Source organism: Eggerthella guodeyinii (genome assembly GCF_009834925.2).
Taxonomy (GTDB): domain Bacteria; phylum Actinomycetota; class Coriobacteriia; order Coriobacteriales; family Eggerthellaceae; genus Eggerthella; species Eggerthella guodeyinii.
This window is the reverse complement of record NZ_CP063310.1, coordinates 630,166-646,506: the sequence shown is the minus strand read 5'-3', so window position 1 is coordinate 646,506 and position 16,341 is coordinate 630,166. Positions and strand designations below refer to the sequence as shown.

The following is a 16,341-nucleotide window of genomic DNA, read 5'->3' as shown; positions in this document are numbered from 1 at the left end:
AGCTCTTCACCTCGCTCATTTCAAGTAGTAGACAGACGGGTTCGTGCCCAGCTCCTCGCGCAGGCGGAACGCCCGCGGCGAGGCCGCCAGCTGCGCCACCTTCGACGCCGGGTCGTTCAAGTCGCCGAAGTACCGCGCATCGCCGATGCACGTCTCGCAGCACGCGGGCGCCTCGCCCTCGGCGATGCGGTGCGCGCAGAACGTGCACTTGCGCACCGTGCCGTACGTGCCGCGGTACGCGCCGCGCGCGCCGCGATCCACGCCGTACTCGGGCGCGGTCACCTGGTCGGCGGCCTGCATCTCAAGCGCGTACGACGAGCCCTCGTCGGCCGAGCGCGCGCCGTAGGGGCAGGCGGCGATGCAGTACTTGCAGCCGATGCACCGGTCGGCGTCGATCACGACGATGCCGTCTTCGCCGCGGTACGTGGCGCGCACCGGGCACACCGACACGCACGCCGGGTTCTCGCACTGCATGCAGGGACGCGGCACCGCCTCGATGCGCACGTTGGGGTACGTGCCCGTCTCCTGCTCGAGTACCACGTTGTACGTGATGCCGGGAGGCGTGCGGTTCTCGGCCTTGCATGCGACGGTGCACGAGTCGCACCCGACGCACTTCGCAAGGTCGATGACCATGCCCCAATGCGGAACGTGGGAGTCTTCCATGGATGGCACCTCGATTCGTCTGAAAACAGGCGGGCGCCACGCGGAGGGGGATGCGCGGCGCCCTGGGGAGGGGGAACGGCGGCTCCGAAGGGGATCGGGCCGCCCGCGTCCCGCCGGGGGGGGGTGGCGGGACGCGCGGATAAGCAGCGTAAGCGAACTACAGGAACAGCACCGGCAGCGCGGCCAGGATGACCAGCAAGCGCAGCATGAAGCCGCCCACGAGCACGCCGGCCTCGCCGATGACGCTCACCACGAGCGAGGTGGTCGACGTCTCGACGCGCTTCGCGATGAACACCGGGTAGCCCTCGATGAGGAACGGCGCCACGAGGCCCAGCAGCACGATGCCGCCCCAGAACGCCGGGGCGTACTGCCCGGCCACGAGCGACTGCACCGACGCCGCGCCCTCGAAGCTGCCCGCCGCAACGATGATGAGCATCGTGGCGAGCACCACCATCTCGATGGCCGACAGGATGACGTGCGACTTCTTGATGAGCCACATCTGCTCGAAGCGCTCGCGATCCACGATGAGGCCCACGAGTGACGTGGCCGCGAGGCCCGCCGACAATGCCGACACCACGAACAGGATGGGCAGGACGGCGTTGTTCCACAGCGGGTACGCCTTCACGACGCCCAGCAGGAAGCCGGTGTAGGCCGCCACGGCGAACGCCGCCACGATGCCGATCCACGTGAGCCACTTCGGCACGCGCTTCTTCAAGATCTCAAGCAGCGCCACCACGAGGGCCACCGGCATGTACACGCAGATGAAGTACACGCCCAGCGTCATCACCGAACCGGGGTTCGAGACGAGCCAGAAGAAACGCAGCGGGTTCATGAGCCCGGCTTCGGCGTCTAGCATGAGCATCAGCAGGCCGATGCCGACGAACACGGGAGCGATGATGCGGCCAGCGACGCGCATCTTCACGCTCTCAGGGTACTTGGCTTCGACGAACGCGGACGTCAGGAACGCTCCCGCCGACGCGCCGGCCAAAAACAGGTACCAAGCGATCATAGGTCCCCAAACCATGGTTCATCACCTCACGTAGTAGATCTTGGATACGGTCAGATTGCTGCCGAGCGGTTGCGCATGGTACTGCGCGATGGCCTGGTTGATCTCGCTCTCGGGATCGTCCAGGTCGCCGAAGATGCGCGCGCCCGAGATGCAGGTTCCCACGCACGCGGGCGGGTTGCCCGGATTCTCGCCGTCCCAGCAGAAGCGGCACTTCTCCACCACGCCGGTCTTCTCCTGCACGATGCGTGCCTGGTAGGGGCACGCGGCCATGCAGTACTTGCAGCCGATGCACTTGTTCTCGTCCACCAGCACCACGCCGGAATCGGTGATATAGGTGGCGTGCGTCGGGCACACGGCGGCGCAGGGAGCGTCCTCGCAGTGCATGCACTGGGTGGGGACGATCTCGTTGTAGACGTTGGGGTACTCCCCCGTCTCGATCTCGTGATACGTGATGAACGATTCCTCGGGTTCCAGATGGTTCTTCATCTGGCAGGCGATGCGGCAGGCCGAGCAGCCGACGCACTTCTTCGTGTTGATGAGCATTCCGTAGCGTGCCATGTTATGCCTCCACCTTCTTCACCGTGACGGCTACTTCCTGGCTCATCATGGAGCCCACGCCCGGCTCGGCGTCGAGGGGGATGAAGTCGTTCAGGCTGATGCCGTACTGATACGCGCGCGTCTGCTGCGGCGAGTCTCCGCCGTAGTGCGTGGGCAGGAACACCACGCCGGGCTTGAGGCGCTGCGTCACGCGCACCTCTACCTGGCCGGTGTGCTCGCTCGACGACACCTCCACCGTGTCGCCCGTCTGGATGCCCAGACCCTCGGCGTCCTTCGCGGCCATCCACAGGCGCTCCATGTGGTACTCGCGCGAGATGGCGTTGAGCGCGGCGATGTTCTGCGTCATGGTGTGGGAGTGGATGCCCTGCTTGCCGCCGATGATGGAGAACTCGCCGTCCTTCGGCGTCACCTTGCGCGGCACCCAGCCGATCACCGGGTTGAGGCCGGCCTCGCCCACCTTGTCGGTTTTGAACTCGAACGTGCCCGACGCCGTCTTGAACGCGGGCACGCCGTACTTGAAGCCCGGGTCGGGCAGCTCCACCACGCCGTCCTGCTTGATCTGGTCGAGCGTCACGCCCACGGTTTCCAGCTGGGCTTCGGCCCAGTCCTCGGCGGTGAACTGGAAGTACTCACCCACGCCGCAGGCTTCGGCCAGGCCGTTGAATATCTCGTCGCACGTCTTCGTGTCGGGGTGGATCTTGTCCAGCACCACCGTGCGCATGCCCACGTAGTGCTTCTTGCCGCCCACGAACTCGGGAAGCTCGAGGCGCTCGAGGTAGGTCACCTCGGGCAGCACATAATCGGACTGCAGCGCGGTCTCGGACATCTGCACGTCGATGGTCACCACGAGCTCGGCCTTCTCGAGGGCCTCGGCCCACTTCTTCGGCTGCGCATAGCCCTTCGCGGCGTTCGAGTTGTAGAAGAACACACCCTTCATCGTACCGTCGAGCATGGCCTGCAGCGCGGCGATGTTCGTGCCGGCGCTGGCGATGGCCAGCGGGTACTCCTGATCGCCCACGCGCTTGGCCTCGGGTTTCGCGGGCGCCTTGAAGCGGGCGTCCTCGATGGTGCCGGCCTTCGGCGAGGACGTCAGCAGCGCGCCGCCCTTCGCGCCCCAGCTGCCCAGCAGCGCGTTGATGGCCGTCGCGGCGCGCGCCGTGTCGAACGAGTTGTTGTACGAGCAGCCTATGACGGCGCGCCAGCCCGACTCGATGGAGGCCGCCGGGGCCGCCTTCGCCATGGCGCGGGCAAGCTCTTCGATGGTGGCCGCCGGGATGTCGGTGATCTTCTCGGCCCAGGCCGGCGTGTACTCCTTGGCCTGCGCGGCGAACTCGTCGAAGCCGGAGGTGTACTGCTCCACGAAGTCTTGGTCGTACAGGTCCTCCTCGATGAGCACGTTCGCCATGGCCATGAGCAGCGCCAGGTCGGTGCCGGGATTGATGGGCACCCAATCGCTGGCGAAGATGCCGGAGTTGTTGAGGCGCGGGTCGACGATGACCACGCGCGTGCCGTTCTCGGCCGCGTCGGCCAGGCTCTGCACCGACGAGGGACGGATGCCGTCGCCGTAGCTGCGGCCGATGAACATGACCATCTTGGCGTTGGCGAAGTCGTTCGAGTAGCCCGTGGCGCCGATGGTCAGCTGGTAGGCGCTCTCCTTCGACAGGTTGCACGACGAGGAGTGCGCATACACGTTCGCCGAGCCCAGCGCGTTCATGAAGCGGGCCGAGTACTGCTTGCCCGAGGGGCGCGGGTCCTGGATGATGGCCAGCGACTCGGGACCGCTCTGCGCGATGAGGGCCTTCGTCTTCTCGCCGATCTCCTGAAACGCGGTGTCCCAGTCGATGGGCTCGAACGAGCCGTCGTCCTTGCGGCGCAGGGGCTGCGTCACGCGCTCGTCGGAGTACGCCATCTGGGCCAGGCCGTGGCCGCGGCCGCAGATGCGTCCCTTCGCGTACGGGTGCGCCTCGTTGCCCTTGAGCGTCCACAGCTGGCCGTCCACCGTGGTGGCCACGAGCCCGCACTTGCTGGAGCAGCCGTTGCACAGCGACGGAGCCGTTTTGGTCGCGCCCGGTTCGGCCGCTACGGCGCGCTCCGCCTGCCATGAGCCGAGCGAGATGGAACCCGCCGCGCAGGCGAGCGCGGCCGTTGCGGCCGAACCCTTGAGAAACGTTCTACGCGATACCGTTGTCTCCCTCATTCCTTTCCTCCCTTTCTTGCCGTTCACTCGTCTTGTCTATCGCCTGTCGCCCTGAGCGCAGGCGCGAAGCGATGCGTCGCGCCCGTCCAGGACGGAGAGGGTTATCCTGTTCGCCAGCGCCGTGAGCGCCCGCAAGAACGCGATGCCGTCCAGCAGGTTCCGGCGGCGTGCGGGCTCGAGCGCCCCGTTGTGCGCCACCATGTCGGCGCGATCGGCCAGCGCGGCGTCGTAGTCGCCCAGCCAGTCGAAGTGGTCGGTTACCAGCTGGCGGGCGGCGGCGTCGTTTCCTGCCTCCAGCAGCAGCGCCAGCAGCTCCAGCTCGAGCGTCAGGTGGTCGGGCATCGAGGCGAACGCCTCGGGCACGCGGATGGCCAGCTGCTCGTACACCGCGCCGAGGTGTCGAGCCGGATCGCCCAGGTACAGCCCCCGGGTGGCGCCGAACGCGTTGCCCTCCTGCGCGGACCACGCCTTGTACAGCGACTCCACCGGCATCGCGGCCAGCGGCATGCCCGACACCAGCAGCTCGTTCTGGAACGACGAACGCGCCTCCCACGCCGGGAGCGCGAGCGCTTCGCCCAACGAGGGGCCCGCCGCAACGCGCACATCCTGCCAAGCCGCGTTTTGCAGCACATGACCGTAATCCTCATCCTTCAGGTAGGAAAACAGCGGCGCAATGAGCGATAATAGGGAGGCTGTGTTCTTCGTAACGGGCACGGTTCGTCCTTTCTCGACGTGGCCCATCCTAGGCGCGATGCGAGCGGGCCGGGTAATCAGTTTCTGGTGATTTGAATGTTTTGCCTGATAGGGGGCTTGGTTTGAGCACTCGGCTGGCGGTTGCGCGCGACCGACGCAGCATGCGCATGGTGTGGAAGACGTTGCGGTTCCGCCATGTCGGCCTCGCCTTTTTCTGGGCGTGCAGCATGCTCACCTTCCGCAGCTCCATCCTGCTGCAAGGGCCCGCCAACACGCCGGAGCTCGAGACGCTCGTCGTGCTCATCTCGTTCATCGCGAACATGACCACCCTGTTCGCCATCGCCGCGTTCATGGAGCGCGACCCCCGCACCTTCGACCGGTTGCCCGGCTGGCTGTTCTGCGCGTTCATCGTCGCGGGCCTCGTGGTCATCGACGTGGCGGGGCGCGCCGGCTCGGGCGGCGCGATGATGGCGCTGCTCGTGGGCGGTTCGGTGCTGACCGGCGTCGGCTACGGCTACTTCTGGGGAAGCTGGGCGGAGTACCTCGGGCGGATGCACCCCTCGCGCACGTCGTTCTACGTGCCGATGTCGTTCCTGCTGACGGCGGCCCTGTTCCTGCTCGTCTCGCTGGCGGCCGAGTACGAGAGCGTGCCGCCGCTCGTGCTCATGCTGCCCCTGCCCATCCTGTCGCTCGTGTGCCTGAAGCGCTGCCATGCGGAGGTGCCCGACGGGCGCTATGCGCGCACGGTGAACTCGAAGCGCTACCTGACGGCGCTCGCGTCGCTCGTCTCGCTCATCGTGGCCAGCCTCGTGCTGTCGCTGCTGTTCGGCCTCGTATGGGAGATGACCGTGCTGTCGGTGGGGTCGGTGAACGAGGCGCACCAGGCGCCGCTCGTGGCGAACCTCGTAGTGGCCGTGTGCCTGATCGGCCTCGTGCTGTACGCGCACAAGCGGTTGGATCTGGCGCTGGCCTTCAGCGTCATCGTGCCGGTGATCGTCATCCTGTTCGCCGTGCTGCCGTTTTTCTGGGAGACGAACCCCGTGGCGCTCAACGTCATCATGAGCGCGAGCTACGGGGTGTTCGACGTGATCATCTGGTACATGGTGGCATCGACCGCCTACGACTTCGCCGTGTCGGGCTTCGTCATCGGCGGCCTCGTGCGCGCGCTGTCCATCCTGGCGCGGCTGCTGGGCATCGGCATCGGCTACCTGCTCATGCTTATCCCCGGAAGCCCGTCGCTGCTGATCGTGGGCGTGTCGGTGGGCGCGGTGTACGTGCTGGCCATGCTGGGGCTGTTCTACCGCACGCGGCGCCGGGGCGCGCCGATCGTCGCCGCGGAGGAGCCGGAGTCCGAGACGGCCGCGCCGACGGCAGCCGCCGCAACGACGCCGGCCGAGCCCGCGGCCGCCGCCGTGCCCGTGCCCGCGGCCGCGGCAGCACCCAAGCCGCTGCTCGACGCGGAGGCGGGCGACGAGCCCGCCGCGCCGGGGCCCCTCAGCGAGGAGGCGGCGTTCGAGATGATCGCCGAGGACTTCAGCCTGACGCGCCGCGAGGCCGAGCTGCTGCCCTTCATCGCGCGCGGGCGGCCGGCGCGCGTCATCGCCGATGCGCTGTTCGTGTCCGAGAACACCATCCGCACCCACACCCGCCGCATCCTCGAGAAAACCGACCTGCACTCCAAGCAACAGGTCATCGACCTCATCGAGAAGTACCGCTAGCGCGGCAAACTGGCAGAGAACGCGCCAAATGTATGGATTTTCGAGCCGCGAGGCTGAGCGGGAAAGAGACGACCTGGGGTTTTGCAGGCAGCAGACAACCGCAGGCAGCGAGAATCTATACATTTGAGGCGATTTCTGCCATTTCGGGCCCTCGGACGGGGACGACCCTCCCCCACGGCGGCGCGCTTCGGCTCGCATAACGCGAAAGCGGCCCCCTCGCCGGTTCTCGGCGAGGGGGCCGCATGAGGGCGCCGCGGAGGGGGTTGCGGCACCCTGCGGATCGTGCGACTTAGACTTACAGGTACAGCACCGGCAGCGCGGCCAGGATGACCAGCAGGCGCAGCAGGAAGCCGCCCACCAGCACGCCGGCCTCGCCGATGACGCTCACGGCCATCGAGGTCATGGACGTCTCGACGCGCTTCGTGACGAACACCGGGTAGCCCTCGATGAGGAACGGCGCCACGAGGCCCAGCAGCACGATGCCGCCCCAGAACGCCGGGGCGTACTGCCCCATGATCAGCGATTGCACCGACGCCGCGCCCTCGACGCTGCCTGCGCTCACGATGATGAGCATCGTGGCGAGCACCACCATCTCGATGGCCGACAGGATGACGTGCGACTTCTTGATGAGCCACATCTGCTCGAAGCGCTCGCGATCCACCAGCAGGCCCACGAGCGACGTGGCCGCGAGGCCCGCCGACAGCGCCGACACCACGAACAGGATGGGCAGCACCGCGTTGTTCCACAACGGGTACGCCTTCACCACGCCCAGCAGGAAGCCGGTGTAGGCGGCCACCGAGAATGCGGCAACCACGCCGATCCACGTAAGCCACTTCGGCACGGGCTTCTTGAGGATCTCAAGCAGCGCCGAAACCAACGCCACGGGCATGAACACGCAGATGAAGTACACGCCCAGCGTCATCACGGAACCGGGATTCGCGATGAGCCAGAAGAAGCGCAGCGGGTTGTACAGGCCGGCTTCCGCGTCGAAGATCAGCATGACCAGGCCGATGGCCAGAAACACGGGAGCGATGATGCGGCCGGCCACGCGCATCTTCACGCTGTCAGGATACTTGGCCTCGACGAACGCGGACGTCAGGAACGCGCCGGCCGACGCGCCGGCCAGAAACAGGTACCAAGCGATAAGGGGTCCCCATACCATTGTTCATCACCTCACGTAGTAGATCTTGGATTCGGTCAGGTTGCTCGCGAGCGGCTGCGCGTTGTACTTCGCGATGGCCTTCGAGATCTCGCTCTCGGGGTCGTCGAGGTCGCCGAAGATGCGGGCGTTCGTGATGCAGGTGCCCACGCACGCCGGCGGGTTGCCCGGCTCGCCCTCGTACCAGCAGAAACGGCACTTCTCGACCACGCCGGAGTGCAGCTGGACGCGCACGCCGTAGGGGCACGCCGCCATGCAGTACTTGCAGCCGATGCACTTCTCTTCCTCCACGAGCACCACGCCCGAGTCGGTGGTGTACGTCGCGTGCGTCGGGCACACCGACGCGCAGGGAGCGTCCTCGCAGTGCATGCACTGCACGGGAACGTTCTCGGCGTACACGCTGGGGTACGACCCCGTCTCCAGCTCCTCGTAGTGGATGAACGCCTTGTCGGAGTCCAGGCCGTTGATCATCTGGCAGGCCACGCGGCAGGCGTAGCATCCCACGCACTTCTTCGTGTTGATGAGCATTCCGTACCGTGCCATGTTATGCCTCCACCTTCTTCACCGTGACCGCCACTTCCTGGCTCATGGTCGAGCCGACGCCCGGCTCGCCGCCGTGGAACGGCACGAACTCCGTCATGCTGATGCCGTACTCGTACGCGCGCGACTGGTACGGCGACGATCCGCCGTAGTGCGTGGGCAGGTACAGCACGCCCGGCTTGAGGCGCTCGGTCACCTTGCACCGCACCTGGTCGGCGTACTCGCTCGACGCCACTTCCACGAGGTCGCCGTCGGCGATGCCGCGCTCGGCGGCGTCCTTCGCGCTCATCCACACGCGCTCGAGGTTGTACTCGCGCGAGATGGCGTTGAGGGCCTCGACGTTCTGCGTCATGGTGTGGGAGTGGATGGACTGCTTGCCGCCGATGAAGTGCAGCTCGTCGCCCTGGGGCATGACGAGGCGCTCCACGTAGCCGATGACCGGGTTCAGACCCGCAGCGCCCGCCTTCTCACTGGTGAACTGGTACTTCTCGGTGGGCGTCTTGAACGTGGGCACGCCGTACTCGAACGCCTTGGACGTCACTTCGACGATGCCCTTCTCCTTGAGCTCGTCCACGCTCACGCCCAGCGTGTCCATCTCGGCCTTCGCCAGGTCCTCCACGGTGAAGTCGAAGTACTGGCCCACGCCGCACGCCTGCGCGAGACCGGTGAAGATCTCGTCGCACGACTTCGTGTCGGGGTGCACGCGGTCGAGCGCCTGCGCACGCAGCGCCACGAACTGCTTCTTGCCGCCGATGTAGTCGGGTGCCTCCATGCGCTCGAGGTAGGTGCACTCGGGCAGCACGTAGTCGGCCTGCATGGCCGTCTCGGACAGCTGCACGTCGATGGCCACCATGAGGTCGAGCTTCTCGAACGCCTCGGACCACACCTTCGGCTGGGCGTAGCCCTTCGCCGCGTTGGAGTTGTAGAAGAACATGCCCTTGATGCGGCCGTCGAGGGCGGCTTCGAGGGCGGCGATGTTCGAACCGGAGCTGCTCACCGCGCCGTACTCCTTGTCGCCGATGCGCTTGCCTTCGGGCTTCGGCGGATCGACGAAGCGCTCGTCGTCGATCTTGCCGGCCTTGGGCGAGCCGGTGATGAGCGCGCCGCCCTTCTGGCCCCACGAGCCCAGCAGGGTGTTGACAGCCGTCACGGCGCGCGCGGTGTCGAACGAGTTCTTATACGCACAGCCGAACGCGGCGCGCCAGCTGGGCTCGACGGCTGCGGCCGGGGCGGCCTTGGCCAGGGCCTGCGCCAGCTCGCGGATGGTGTCGGCGGGCACGTCGCAGATCTTCTCGGCCCACTCGGGCGTGCAGTCCTTCGCCTGGGCGGTGAATTCCTCGAAGCCCACCGTGTGCTGCTCGACGAACTCGTGATCGTAGAGGTCCTCCTCGATGAGCACGTTGCAGATGCCCATGAGCAGCGCCAGGTCGGTGCCGGGGTTGACGGGCACCCAGTCGGTGGCGAAGATGCCCGCGTTGTTGAGGCGCGGGTCCACGATGACGACGCGGGTGCCGGCCTCGGCGGCGTCGGCCAGGCTCATGGCGTGGGACGGGCGGATGCCGTCGCCGTAGCTGCGGCCGATGAACACGACCATCTTGCACGAACCGAAATCAACCGAGTAGTTCGATGCGCCGATGGTCTCGGTGAGGCCGGCTTCCTTCGACAGGTTGCACGCGGCTGCGTGCGTGTAGATGTTGGCCGAGCCCAGCGCGTTCATGAAGCGCTTCGTGTAGTACTTGCCCGACGGGCGCGGGTCGTGGATGAGCGCCAGCGACTCGGGGCCGTTCGCGGCGATGATGGCCTGCACCTTCTCGCCGATCTCCCGATACGCGGTGTCCCAGTCGATGGGCTCGAACTCGCCGCTCTCCGTGCGGCGCAGCGGCTGCGTGACGCGATCCTCGCTGTACGCCATCTGGGCGAACCCGTGTCCGCGGGCGCACAGCTTGCCCTTGGAATACGGATGCTGCTCGATGCCGTTCAGCGTGAACAGCGAGCCTCCCAGCGTGGTGGCCATGAGGCCGCACTTGCTGGAACAGCCGTTGCACAGCGACGGCGTGACGGCGCGGTCGCCGCCGGCCGCAAAGGCGCGGTCGGTGCGCCACGCGCCCAACGAAAGCGATCCGACCGCCGCGAGCGTGCCCGCCGCCGCCGATCCCTTCAGAAACGTTCTGCGCGAAACCTGAGATTCGAACATTCCTCCTCCTTGCTTCTCGTCTTCATACGCTGCGGCCGAGCCGCAGCGCCCTCCCTGCCGGCGCGTTGCCCTCACGCCGTGCCTTCGGCCCATCCGTGCACGGCTCCGTCGATCGAGCGAACGACACCGCGCATGAAAGCGATGCCCTCCGCAAGGTCGCGGCGCTTCTCCTCGTCGAAGGCCGGGGCGCCTGCAGCCTGCTCCGCTCGTGCAGCAAGCGTCGCGTCGTAGGCCCCCAGCCAATCGAAGTGGTCGTGCACCAGCATGCGGGCCGAAGGCTCCGCGCCGGCTTCGAGAAAGAACGCGAGCAGCTCCAACAGCAGCGTCAGATGATCGGGCATCGCCGCGAACGCCGGGGGCACGCTCAGCCCGCACGCGTCGCATAGCGCCCGCACGTGCTGCGCCGACTCGCCGCCGTACATGCCGCGCGAGGCGCGCATGACGCCGTCGGGCGTGCACCACGGCTTGTGAAGCGACTCCACCGGAAGCGCCGCCAGCGGCAAGCCCGCAACCAACAGCTCGCGCTCGAACGCGCGCCGCGCTGCAGCACGCGGCGTCGTCACCGCCTCGCCGGCAAGATGCGCCATGGCTTCCCACGAGCCGCGCTCGCCCGCCTCGTCGGGGCCCTCGAAACCCGGCGGCGCGAACAGCGGCGCAGCGTCCACGCAGGCGTTCCGCAGCAGGGCTGCGGGCGGGGCCAAAGGGGTTGCAGGGGCGTTTGCGGCGTTCGCATCGGGGTTCACGGGCGTCCTTTCTCGTCGGCGCAACACCCTAACCCCAGTGAATCGCTTGCTTATCATCAATAATTGATGATAATGGTGTTTAGGCTGATGAGGTATAGTATCGTCAGCGCGCTTCGAGGGAGGCGCTATCCGCAGCAGGGGTCGTGCGACCCCCGTCGAATCAAGCCCGGTATCGTCGAACGAGGGGAGTTTGCTGACCCATGCCCGAGTGTCCGCCCGAAGCGAACGAACGACGCAGCATGCGCATGGTATGGAAGACGCTGCGGCTCCGCCATCTCGGTCTCGCGTTCTTCTGGGCGTGCAGCATGCTCACGTTCCGCAGCTCCATCCTGCTGTCGGGACCCGTGCATTCCACCGGATATCAGACGCTCGTCGTGATCATCTCCTTCGTGGCGAACATGACCACGCTGTTCGTCGTGGCGTCGCGCATGGAGCGCGACCCGTCCTTCTACGACAAGCTGCCGCCTTCGGCGTTCACCGCGAGCATCGTGGCGGGCCTCGGGCTAATGGCCGGCTCGGGCGTCGCCGGGAGCGTCGGGCTGCTGCCCGCGTCGCTGGCCATCCTGCCGCTCGTGGCGGGCGCGGTGCTGGCCGGCGTGGGGTACGGCTACTTCTGGGGAAGCTGGGCCGAATGCCTCGGGCGCATGCACCCCGCGCGCACGTCGTTCTACCTGCCCGTGGTGCTGCTGCTGACCGCGCTGCTGTTCGTGGCGTTCTCGTTCTGCTCGGAGGAGTTGGGCGTGCCCGCGCTGCTGCTCATGCTGCCGCTGCCCGTGCTGTCGCAGCTGTGCCTGACGCGCTGCAACCGCGAGGTTCCCGACGAGCGCGCCACCCTCGCCGCCGATTCGGGCCGGTACCGCACGGCGCTCGGCTCGCTCGTGAGCCTCATCGTGGCCAGCCTCGTGCTGTCGTGCCTGTTCGGCTACGTGTGGCAGATGACCGTGGTGTCGGTGGACTCCGCCTACGAGGCGCACCGGCTGCCGCTCATCGCCAACATCGTGGCCGCCGTCGCGCTCATCGGGCTCGTGCTGTTCGCGCGGCGCCGCACCGACCTGGCGCTCACGTTCAAGGTGATCGTGCCCATCCTCGTGGTGCTGTTCGCGCTCATGCCGGTGTTCTGGAGCACGAACCCCGTGGAGCTCAACATGGTGATGAGCGCCTGCTACGGCGTGTTCGACGTGATCATCTGGTACATGGTGGTGTCCACGGCCTACGATTTCAGCGTGTCGGGCTTCGTGGTGGGCGGCATCGTGCGCGGCGTGTCCATCATCGCGCGGCTCGTGGGCATCGGCATCGGCTACGTGGTGATGCTCATCCCCGAAAGCCCGTCCATGCTGGTCATCGGCGTGTCGGTAGGCGCGATCTACGTGCTGGCCATGCTCGCGCTGTTCCAGCACACCGGCAACCGGTTCTCGTTTCTGAGCTTCGGCGCCGCGAAGGCGAGGGAGGCGGAAATCGAAGCGGCTCCCAGCTGCGCGGCGGCGTGCGGAGCGGCGTGCCCGCTGCAGCAGGAAGGCGAGGCCCCTGCCGCGCAACCCGCTTCCAGGTCTGCCGCCGAACCCGTCGAGGGGCCCGCGGACGCATCCGGCAACGCGTCCGGCGACGCGCCCGGCAACGAGCCCGGCGGCGACGTGTTCGACCAGATAGCGGCCTACTACGGGTTGACGCGGCGCGAGGCCGAGGTGCTGCCCTACCTGGCGCGCGGACGCTCGGCCAAGGTGATCGCCGAGGCGCTGTTCGTGTCGGAGAGCACCGTGCGCACGCACACGCGGCGCATTCTGGAGAAGACGGCCCTGCATTCGAAGCAGGACCTCATCGATCTCATCGAGAGGTACGAGTGAGCGCCATGAACCCCGCCCCGCATACCCCCTGCATCCGCGCCTGCACCGTCGGCGTCATCCGCGTCATCACGGAAGACCGGGAACGGACGGACGCGCACGGACAGCTCATCGAGCGCGCGTTTCCGCAGGTGCGCACCGTGTCGCGGTGCATTCCCGACCAACCCGAGGGCGTGCACGACGCCGCCACGAAGCGCGCGGCCGAGCCGAAGGTGGTGGCGCTCGCCTGCCAGCTGGTCGAGCAGGGCGCCGACGGCATCATCGTGAGCTGCGCCGACGACCCCGGCGTGGCCGAGGCGCGCGCCATCGTGGGCGTGCCGGTGGTGGGCGCCGGCGAGAGCGTGGCCGCCGCCGCGGCGCGCTTCGAGGGGCCCGTGGGCGTCATCGGCATCACGCCGGACGCGCCGCCCGCGTTCCCGCGCATCCTGGGGAAGCGCCTGCTGGCGAACCTCGTGCCCGACGGCGTGCGCGACACGCGCGACCTGAACGCGCCCGCAGGTCGACGGGCCGCGATCGCGACCGCGCGGCAGCTGCGCGTCGAGGGCGCAGCGGTCATCGCGCTCGCGTGCACGGGATTCTCGACCATCGGATTGGCGCCGCAGCTCGAAGAGGCAGTCGGCATCCCCGTCATCGACCCGGTAACGTGCGAAGCGCAGGCGCTGCTGCGCGCGCTCAGCCTTCGGTGACGTCGCCGGACTGGTTGAGGCTGATGGGGTCGCCCACGAACGTCGAGGGCACCTGGAACAGCGTCTTGAAGAAGTCCTTGGTGCGCGCGGGCACCTCGCGCAGGTCGTACTGGAACTGCTTGGAATAGTCGTGGTAGTCGCTGGCCACGCCGATGGCCTCGAGGCCGAGGCCCTGCGCGGCGTACAGCGCGCGGTACAGGTGGTAGGTCTGGGTGGCCACCACGATGCGCTGCGCCCCGAACACGTTCTTCGCACGGTACATGCTCTCGTACGTGGAGAAGCCCGCGTGGTCGCAGAAGATGTCCTGGCTGGGCACGCCTTGGGAGATGGCGTAGTCCTTCATCACCTGCACCTCGTTGTACGACACAGTGCTGTTGTCGCCGCTCATGATGAGCTTCGGCGCCACGCCCGCCTTGTACAGCGCGATGCCGTCGTCGAGGCGATCCTGCAAGATGCCCGACGGCGTGCCGTCGGCGAACACGGAGGCACCCAGCACCACGACGGCATCGGCGTCGAAGCCCTCGGCCGCCTGCGGTTCGACGATGCGATCCTTCGTCGTGGCGACCGTCACCACGTTCGTCACCGCGAACACGGCAACGACCACGAGTATGCACCCGAGCACCAAACCCAGCATCGTCTTCAACCATCCATGTTTCTTACGTCGTGTCATAGGGGTCGATGATAGCAAACCCGAACGGCGCGCTGCCCGACGTTATCCTGTTCGTCATCGAAATTCAAAGCCGATTACACGATAATTGCGCTTGCCCTCATCCCTCTTCAGTCCTCGATGCCCAGCAACTCGTACAGTTCGTCGCGGCTGTGCACCCCCAGCTTGCGGTAGATGCGGCTCGTGTGGGCCTTCACCGTACCGCGCGCCACGAACAGGTTCTCCTCGATCTGGGTCGAGGTTCCCTTGCGCGCGAGCAGCTGCAGCACCTCCTCCTCGCGCGGGCTCAAGCTGTGCTCGCGCGACAGGTCGGACACGCGCATGGCAAGCAGCCCCGGCGAGAACACGTCGTCGCCGTCGGAACTCTGCTTCAAGCTGATGCCCCATTTCGCCGACAGCCGCTTCTCCGTGAAGAACAGCACGGCGAACGCCAGCGCCACGATCGCCACGATGCCCAGATGCACCATCGTGACGGCGTCTTGCGGCAGGTAGAGCGAGGTGAGCGCGAACAGGCTCCAACCGCCCGCCTCCACCAGATAGCGGATGCCGCGCTCGATGCCGTTCAGCCAGGCCGCCGAGATGCCGAACCGATACGCGATGTTGCTCAAGACGATCATGATGAAGATGGACAGCATGGTGTACCCGGCATCGTAGCAGCCCGCCGCCGTCTGCGAGTCGAGCGAGAACTGCGGCGCGATGAGCAGGAGCCCCACGATCATGAGCGGGAACGCCAGCTGGTATATGGTGTCGAAGTTGAACCACTTCGACGACGAAAGCACGCCGAAGAACACGAACGCCGCAACCAGCATCGTGCCCACGATGTTCCCCGCCACCAAGGGCTGATCGGGCAGCACGCCGAACCCCGTCGCGAACGTGCATATCCCCATGAGGGCAATAGGCTTCCAGGGAACCTCGGAAAGCCCCGCCTTGCCCATGGGTTTGGGCAGGTCGATGTCCGGCAACCGCTTCATGGAACGGCGCACCCAATCGAGGGAGACGAGCGGAAGCACCACGGAAAACACGGCGATGTACGCAGGATCGAGCCCGCTGAACAGCCACTTGAGGATTTCCCCCAAGAAGATGGCACCGGCATAATACGCGGCCACGCGCATAGGATTGAGCGAGCCGAAAAACTCCGTCCACATGAGGATGAGCAATCCGAGACCCGCGCCCGCCAACACGAGCCCCGCATACTTGAGCGCCGCGATCTGCACCCAGAAGCACGCGACCACGCACAGCATCGACCCGCCCACCATGCTGACGGCGGTCAGCCCCACCGCGACCCGATTCGACCAGAGCGGCGTGATGCGGCGCGCAAGAAACACCACCGCGAACGACGCAACGCCGATGGCGCCCTCGAACAGAGCGTAATCGAAGAAGTCGATGGTCGGGAACGCATCGTAGCGAAAGAACGTCGCAAGCCACGCGCGATACAGCCCGATGCCGAGAAACGCAACGGGCAAAGCGCCGACGCGCACCAGCATGTCTTTCCAGCGGTCGAAAAAATCCTTCATGCAGATCCTCCCCTCCCTGCACTTCCGGTTTTTCATCTTACCTCGAAATCCCGCGACGCACGGGGCGTTTTGCCTGGGGTTACTGATTTAAACCAGGGTTGGGTTACCTATTGAACCCCGTATCAGGCGGCCGACGCGCCGCCGCGGTGCTATGTTTTCGTC

14 protein-coding genes are annotated in these 16,341 nt (G+C 66.8%); 3 read left to right on the top strand and 11 right to left on the bottom strand.

Features of this window, described 5'->3' with window-relative positions; all coding sequences use genetic code 11:
• Positions 1-15: 15 nt before the first annotated feature.
• The 5 genes from GS424_RS02610 to GS424_RS02590 all read right to left on the bottom strand — a co-directional run bounded on the left by GS424_RS02610 (position 16) and on the right by GS424_RS02590 (position 5,141).
• Positions 16-663, bottom strand: a complete 648-nt coding sequence (locus tag GS424_RS02610; protein ID WP_160941880.1) for a 4Fe-4S dicluster domain-containing protein — start codon at positions 661-663, stop codon at positions 16-18.
• Between the two features lie 157 nt (positions 664-820).
• Positions 821-1,687 (bottom strand): NrfD/PsrC family molybdoenzyme membrane anchor subunit, encoded by an 867-nt coding sequence (nrfD, locus tag GS424_RS02605; protein WP_160941881.1) that lies wholly within the window; start codon positions 1,685-1,687, stop codon positions 821-823.
• Positions 1,688-1,693: 6 nt separating this feature from the next.
• Positions 1,694-2,230: a 4Fe-4S dicluster domain-containing protein gene (locus GS424_RS02600; protein WP_154333541.1), complete on the bottom strand. Its 537-nt coding sequence runs from the start codon at positions 2,228-2,230 to the stop codon at positions 1,694-1,696.
• Between the two features lies 1 nt (position 2,231).
• Positions 2,232-4,427, bottom strand: coding sequence for a molybdopterin-containing oxidoreductase family protein (locus GS424_RS02595; RefSeq protein WP_160941882.1), 2,196 nt, complete (start codon positions 4,425-4,427; stop codon positions 2,232-2,234).
• A 36-nt stretch (positions 4,428-4,463) separates the two neighbouring features.
• Positions 4,464-5,141 carry a molecular chaperone TorD family protein gene (locus tag GS424_RS02590; RefSeq protein WP_160941883.1) on the bottom strand — a complete coding sequence of 226 codons (678 nt, stop codon included), beginning with the start codon at positions 5,139-5,141 and terminating at the stop codon, positions 4,464-4,466.
• Positions 5,142-5,242: 101 nt separating this feature from the next.
• Between GS424_RS02590 and GS424_RS02585 the strand changes: the two genes are divergently transcribed.
• On the top strand, positions 5,243-6,838 hold the full coding sequence (locus GS424_RS02585; RefSeq protein WP_160941884.1) for a helix-turn-helix domain-containing protein: 1,596 nt from the start codon (positions 5,243-5,245) through the stop codon (positions 6,836-6,838).
• Positions 6,839-7,133: 295 nt separating this feature from the next.
• Here the strand turns inward: GS424_RS02585 and nrfD (GS424_RS02580) are convergent, their stop codons facing one another.
• The 4 genes from nrfD (GS424_RS02580) to GS424_RS02565 form a co-directional block, all read right to left on the bottom strand.
• Positions 7,134-8,000 carry an NrfD/PsrC family molybdoenzyme membrane anchor subunit gene (gene nrfD, locus GS424_RS02580; protein ID WP_160941885.1) on the bottom strand — a complete coding sequence of 289 codons (867 nt, stop codon included), beginning with the start codon at positions 7,998-8,000 and terminating at the stop codon, positions 7,134-7,136.
• Between the two features lie 6 nt (positions 8,001-8,006).
• On the bottom strand, positions 8,007-8,540 hold the full coding sequence (locus GS424_RS02575) for a 4Fe-4S dicluster domain-containing protein (RefSeq protein WP_160941886.1): 534 nt from the start codon (positions 8,538-8,540) through the stop codon (positions 8,007-8,009).
• A gap of 1 nt (position 8,541) precedes the next feature.
• A complete protein-coding gene (locus tag GS424_RS02570; protein ID WP_160941887.1) occupies positions 8,542-10,731 on the bottom strand; it encodes a molybdopterin-dependent oxidoreductase in 2,190 nt (729 codons plus the stop codon).
• A 71-nt stretch (positions 10,732-10,802) separates the two neighbouring features.
• Positions 10,803-11,474: a molecular chaperone TorD family protein gene (locus GS424_RS02565; protein ID WP_160941888.1), complete on the bottom strand. Its 672-nt coding sequence runs from the start codon at positions 11,472-11,474 to the stop codon at positions 10,803-10,805.
• Positions 11,475-11,713: 239 nt separating this feature from the next.
• On the opposite strand from GS424_RS02565, the gene GS424_RS18040 reads away from it, so the two are divergent.
• Together GS424_RS18040 and GS424_RS02555 are read left to right on the top strand one after the other, a co-directional pair.
• The gene (locus GS424_RS18040; RefSeq protein ID WP_193666538.1) at positions 11,714-13,315 is read left to right on the top strand and encodes a helix-turn-helix transcriptional regulator; all 1,602 of its coding nucleotides are present in this window, start codon (positions 11,714-11,716) and stop codon (positions 13,313-13,315) included.
• Between the two features lie 5 nt (positions 13,316-13,320).
• Positions 13,321-13,998, top strand: coding sequence for an aspartate/glutamate racemase family protein (locus GS424_RS02555; protein ID WP_160942061.1), 678 nt, complete (start codon positions 13,321-13,323; stop codon positions 13,996-13,998).
• On the opposite strand, the gene GS424_RS02550 is transcribed toward GS424_RS02555, so the two are convergent.
• Positions 13,985-14,632, bottom strand: coding sequence for a SanA/YdcF family protein (locus GS424_RS02550; RefSeq protein ID WP_154333613.1), 648 nt, complete (start codon positions 14,630-14,632; stop codon positions 13,985-13,987). The two genes, GS424_RS02555 and GS424_RS02550, sit on opposite strands and share 14 nt — an antisense overlap.
• A gap of 143 nt (positions 14,633-14,775) precedes the next feature.
• Positions 14,776-16,179 (bottom strand): helix-turn-helix domain-containing protein, encoded by a 1,404-nt coding sequence (locus GS424_RS02545; RefSeq protein WP_193666537.1) that lies wholly within the window; start codon positions 16,177-16,179, stop codon positions 14,776-14,778.
• Between the last annotated feature and the right edge of the window lie 162 nt (positions 16,180-16,341).

Bases quoted from the DNA above. Each gene is read 5' to 3' on its own strand.
- nrfD (WP_160941881.1), bottom strand. From the start codon at position 1,687: ATGGTTTGGGGACCTATGATCGCTTGGTACCTGTTTTTGGCCGGCGCG.
- GS424_RS02570 (WP_160941887.1), bottom strand. From the start codon at position 10,731: ATGTTCGAATCTCAGGTTTCGCGCAGAACGTTTCTGAAGGGATCGGCG.
- GS424_RS02600 (WP_154333541.1), bottom strand. From the start codon at position 2,230: ATGGCACGCTACGGAATGCTCATCAACACGAAGAAGTGCGTCGGCTGC.
- GS424_RS02575 (WP_160941886.1), bottom strand. From the start codon at position 8,540: ATGGCACGGTACGGAATGCTCATCAACACGAAGAAGTGCGTGGGATGC.
- GS424_RS02595 (WP_160941882.1), bottom strand. From the start codon at position 4,427: ATGAGGGAGACAACGGTATCGCGTAGAACGTTTCTCAAGGGTTCGGCC.
- GS424_RS02555 (WP_160942061.1), top strand. From the start codon at position 13,321: ATGAACCCCGCCCCGCATACCCCCTGCATCCGCGCCTGCACCGTCGGC.
- GS424_RS18040 (WP_193666538.1), top strand. From the start codon at position 11,714: ATGCGCATGGTATGGAAGACGCTGCGGCTCCGCCATCTCGGTCTCGCG.
- GS424_RS02550 (WP_154333613.1), bottom strand. From the start codon at position 14,632: ATGCTGGGTTTGGTGCTCGGGTGCATACTCGTGGTCGTTGCCGTGTTC.
- nrfD (WP_160941885.1), bottom strand. From the start codon at position 8,000: ATGGTATGGGGACCCCTTATCGCTTGGTACCTGTTTCTGGCCGGCGCG.
- GS424_RS02545 (WP_193666537.1), bottom strand. From the start codon at position 16,179: ATGAAGGATTTTTTCGACCGCTGGAAAGACATGCTGGTGCGCGTCGGC.
- GS424_RS02610 (WP_160941880.1), bottom strand. From the start codon at position 663: ATGGAAGACTCCCACGTTCCGCATTGGGGCATGGTCATCGACCTTGCG.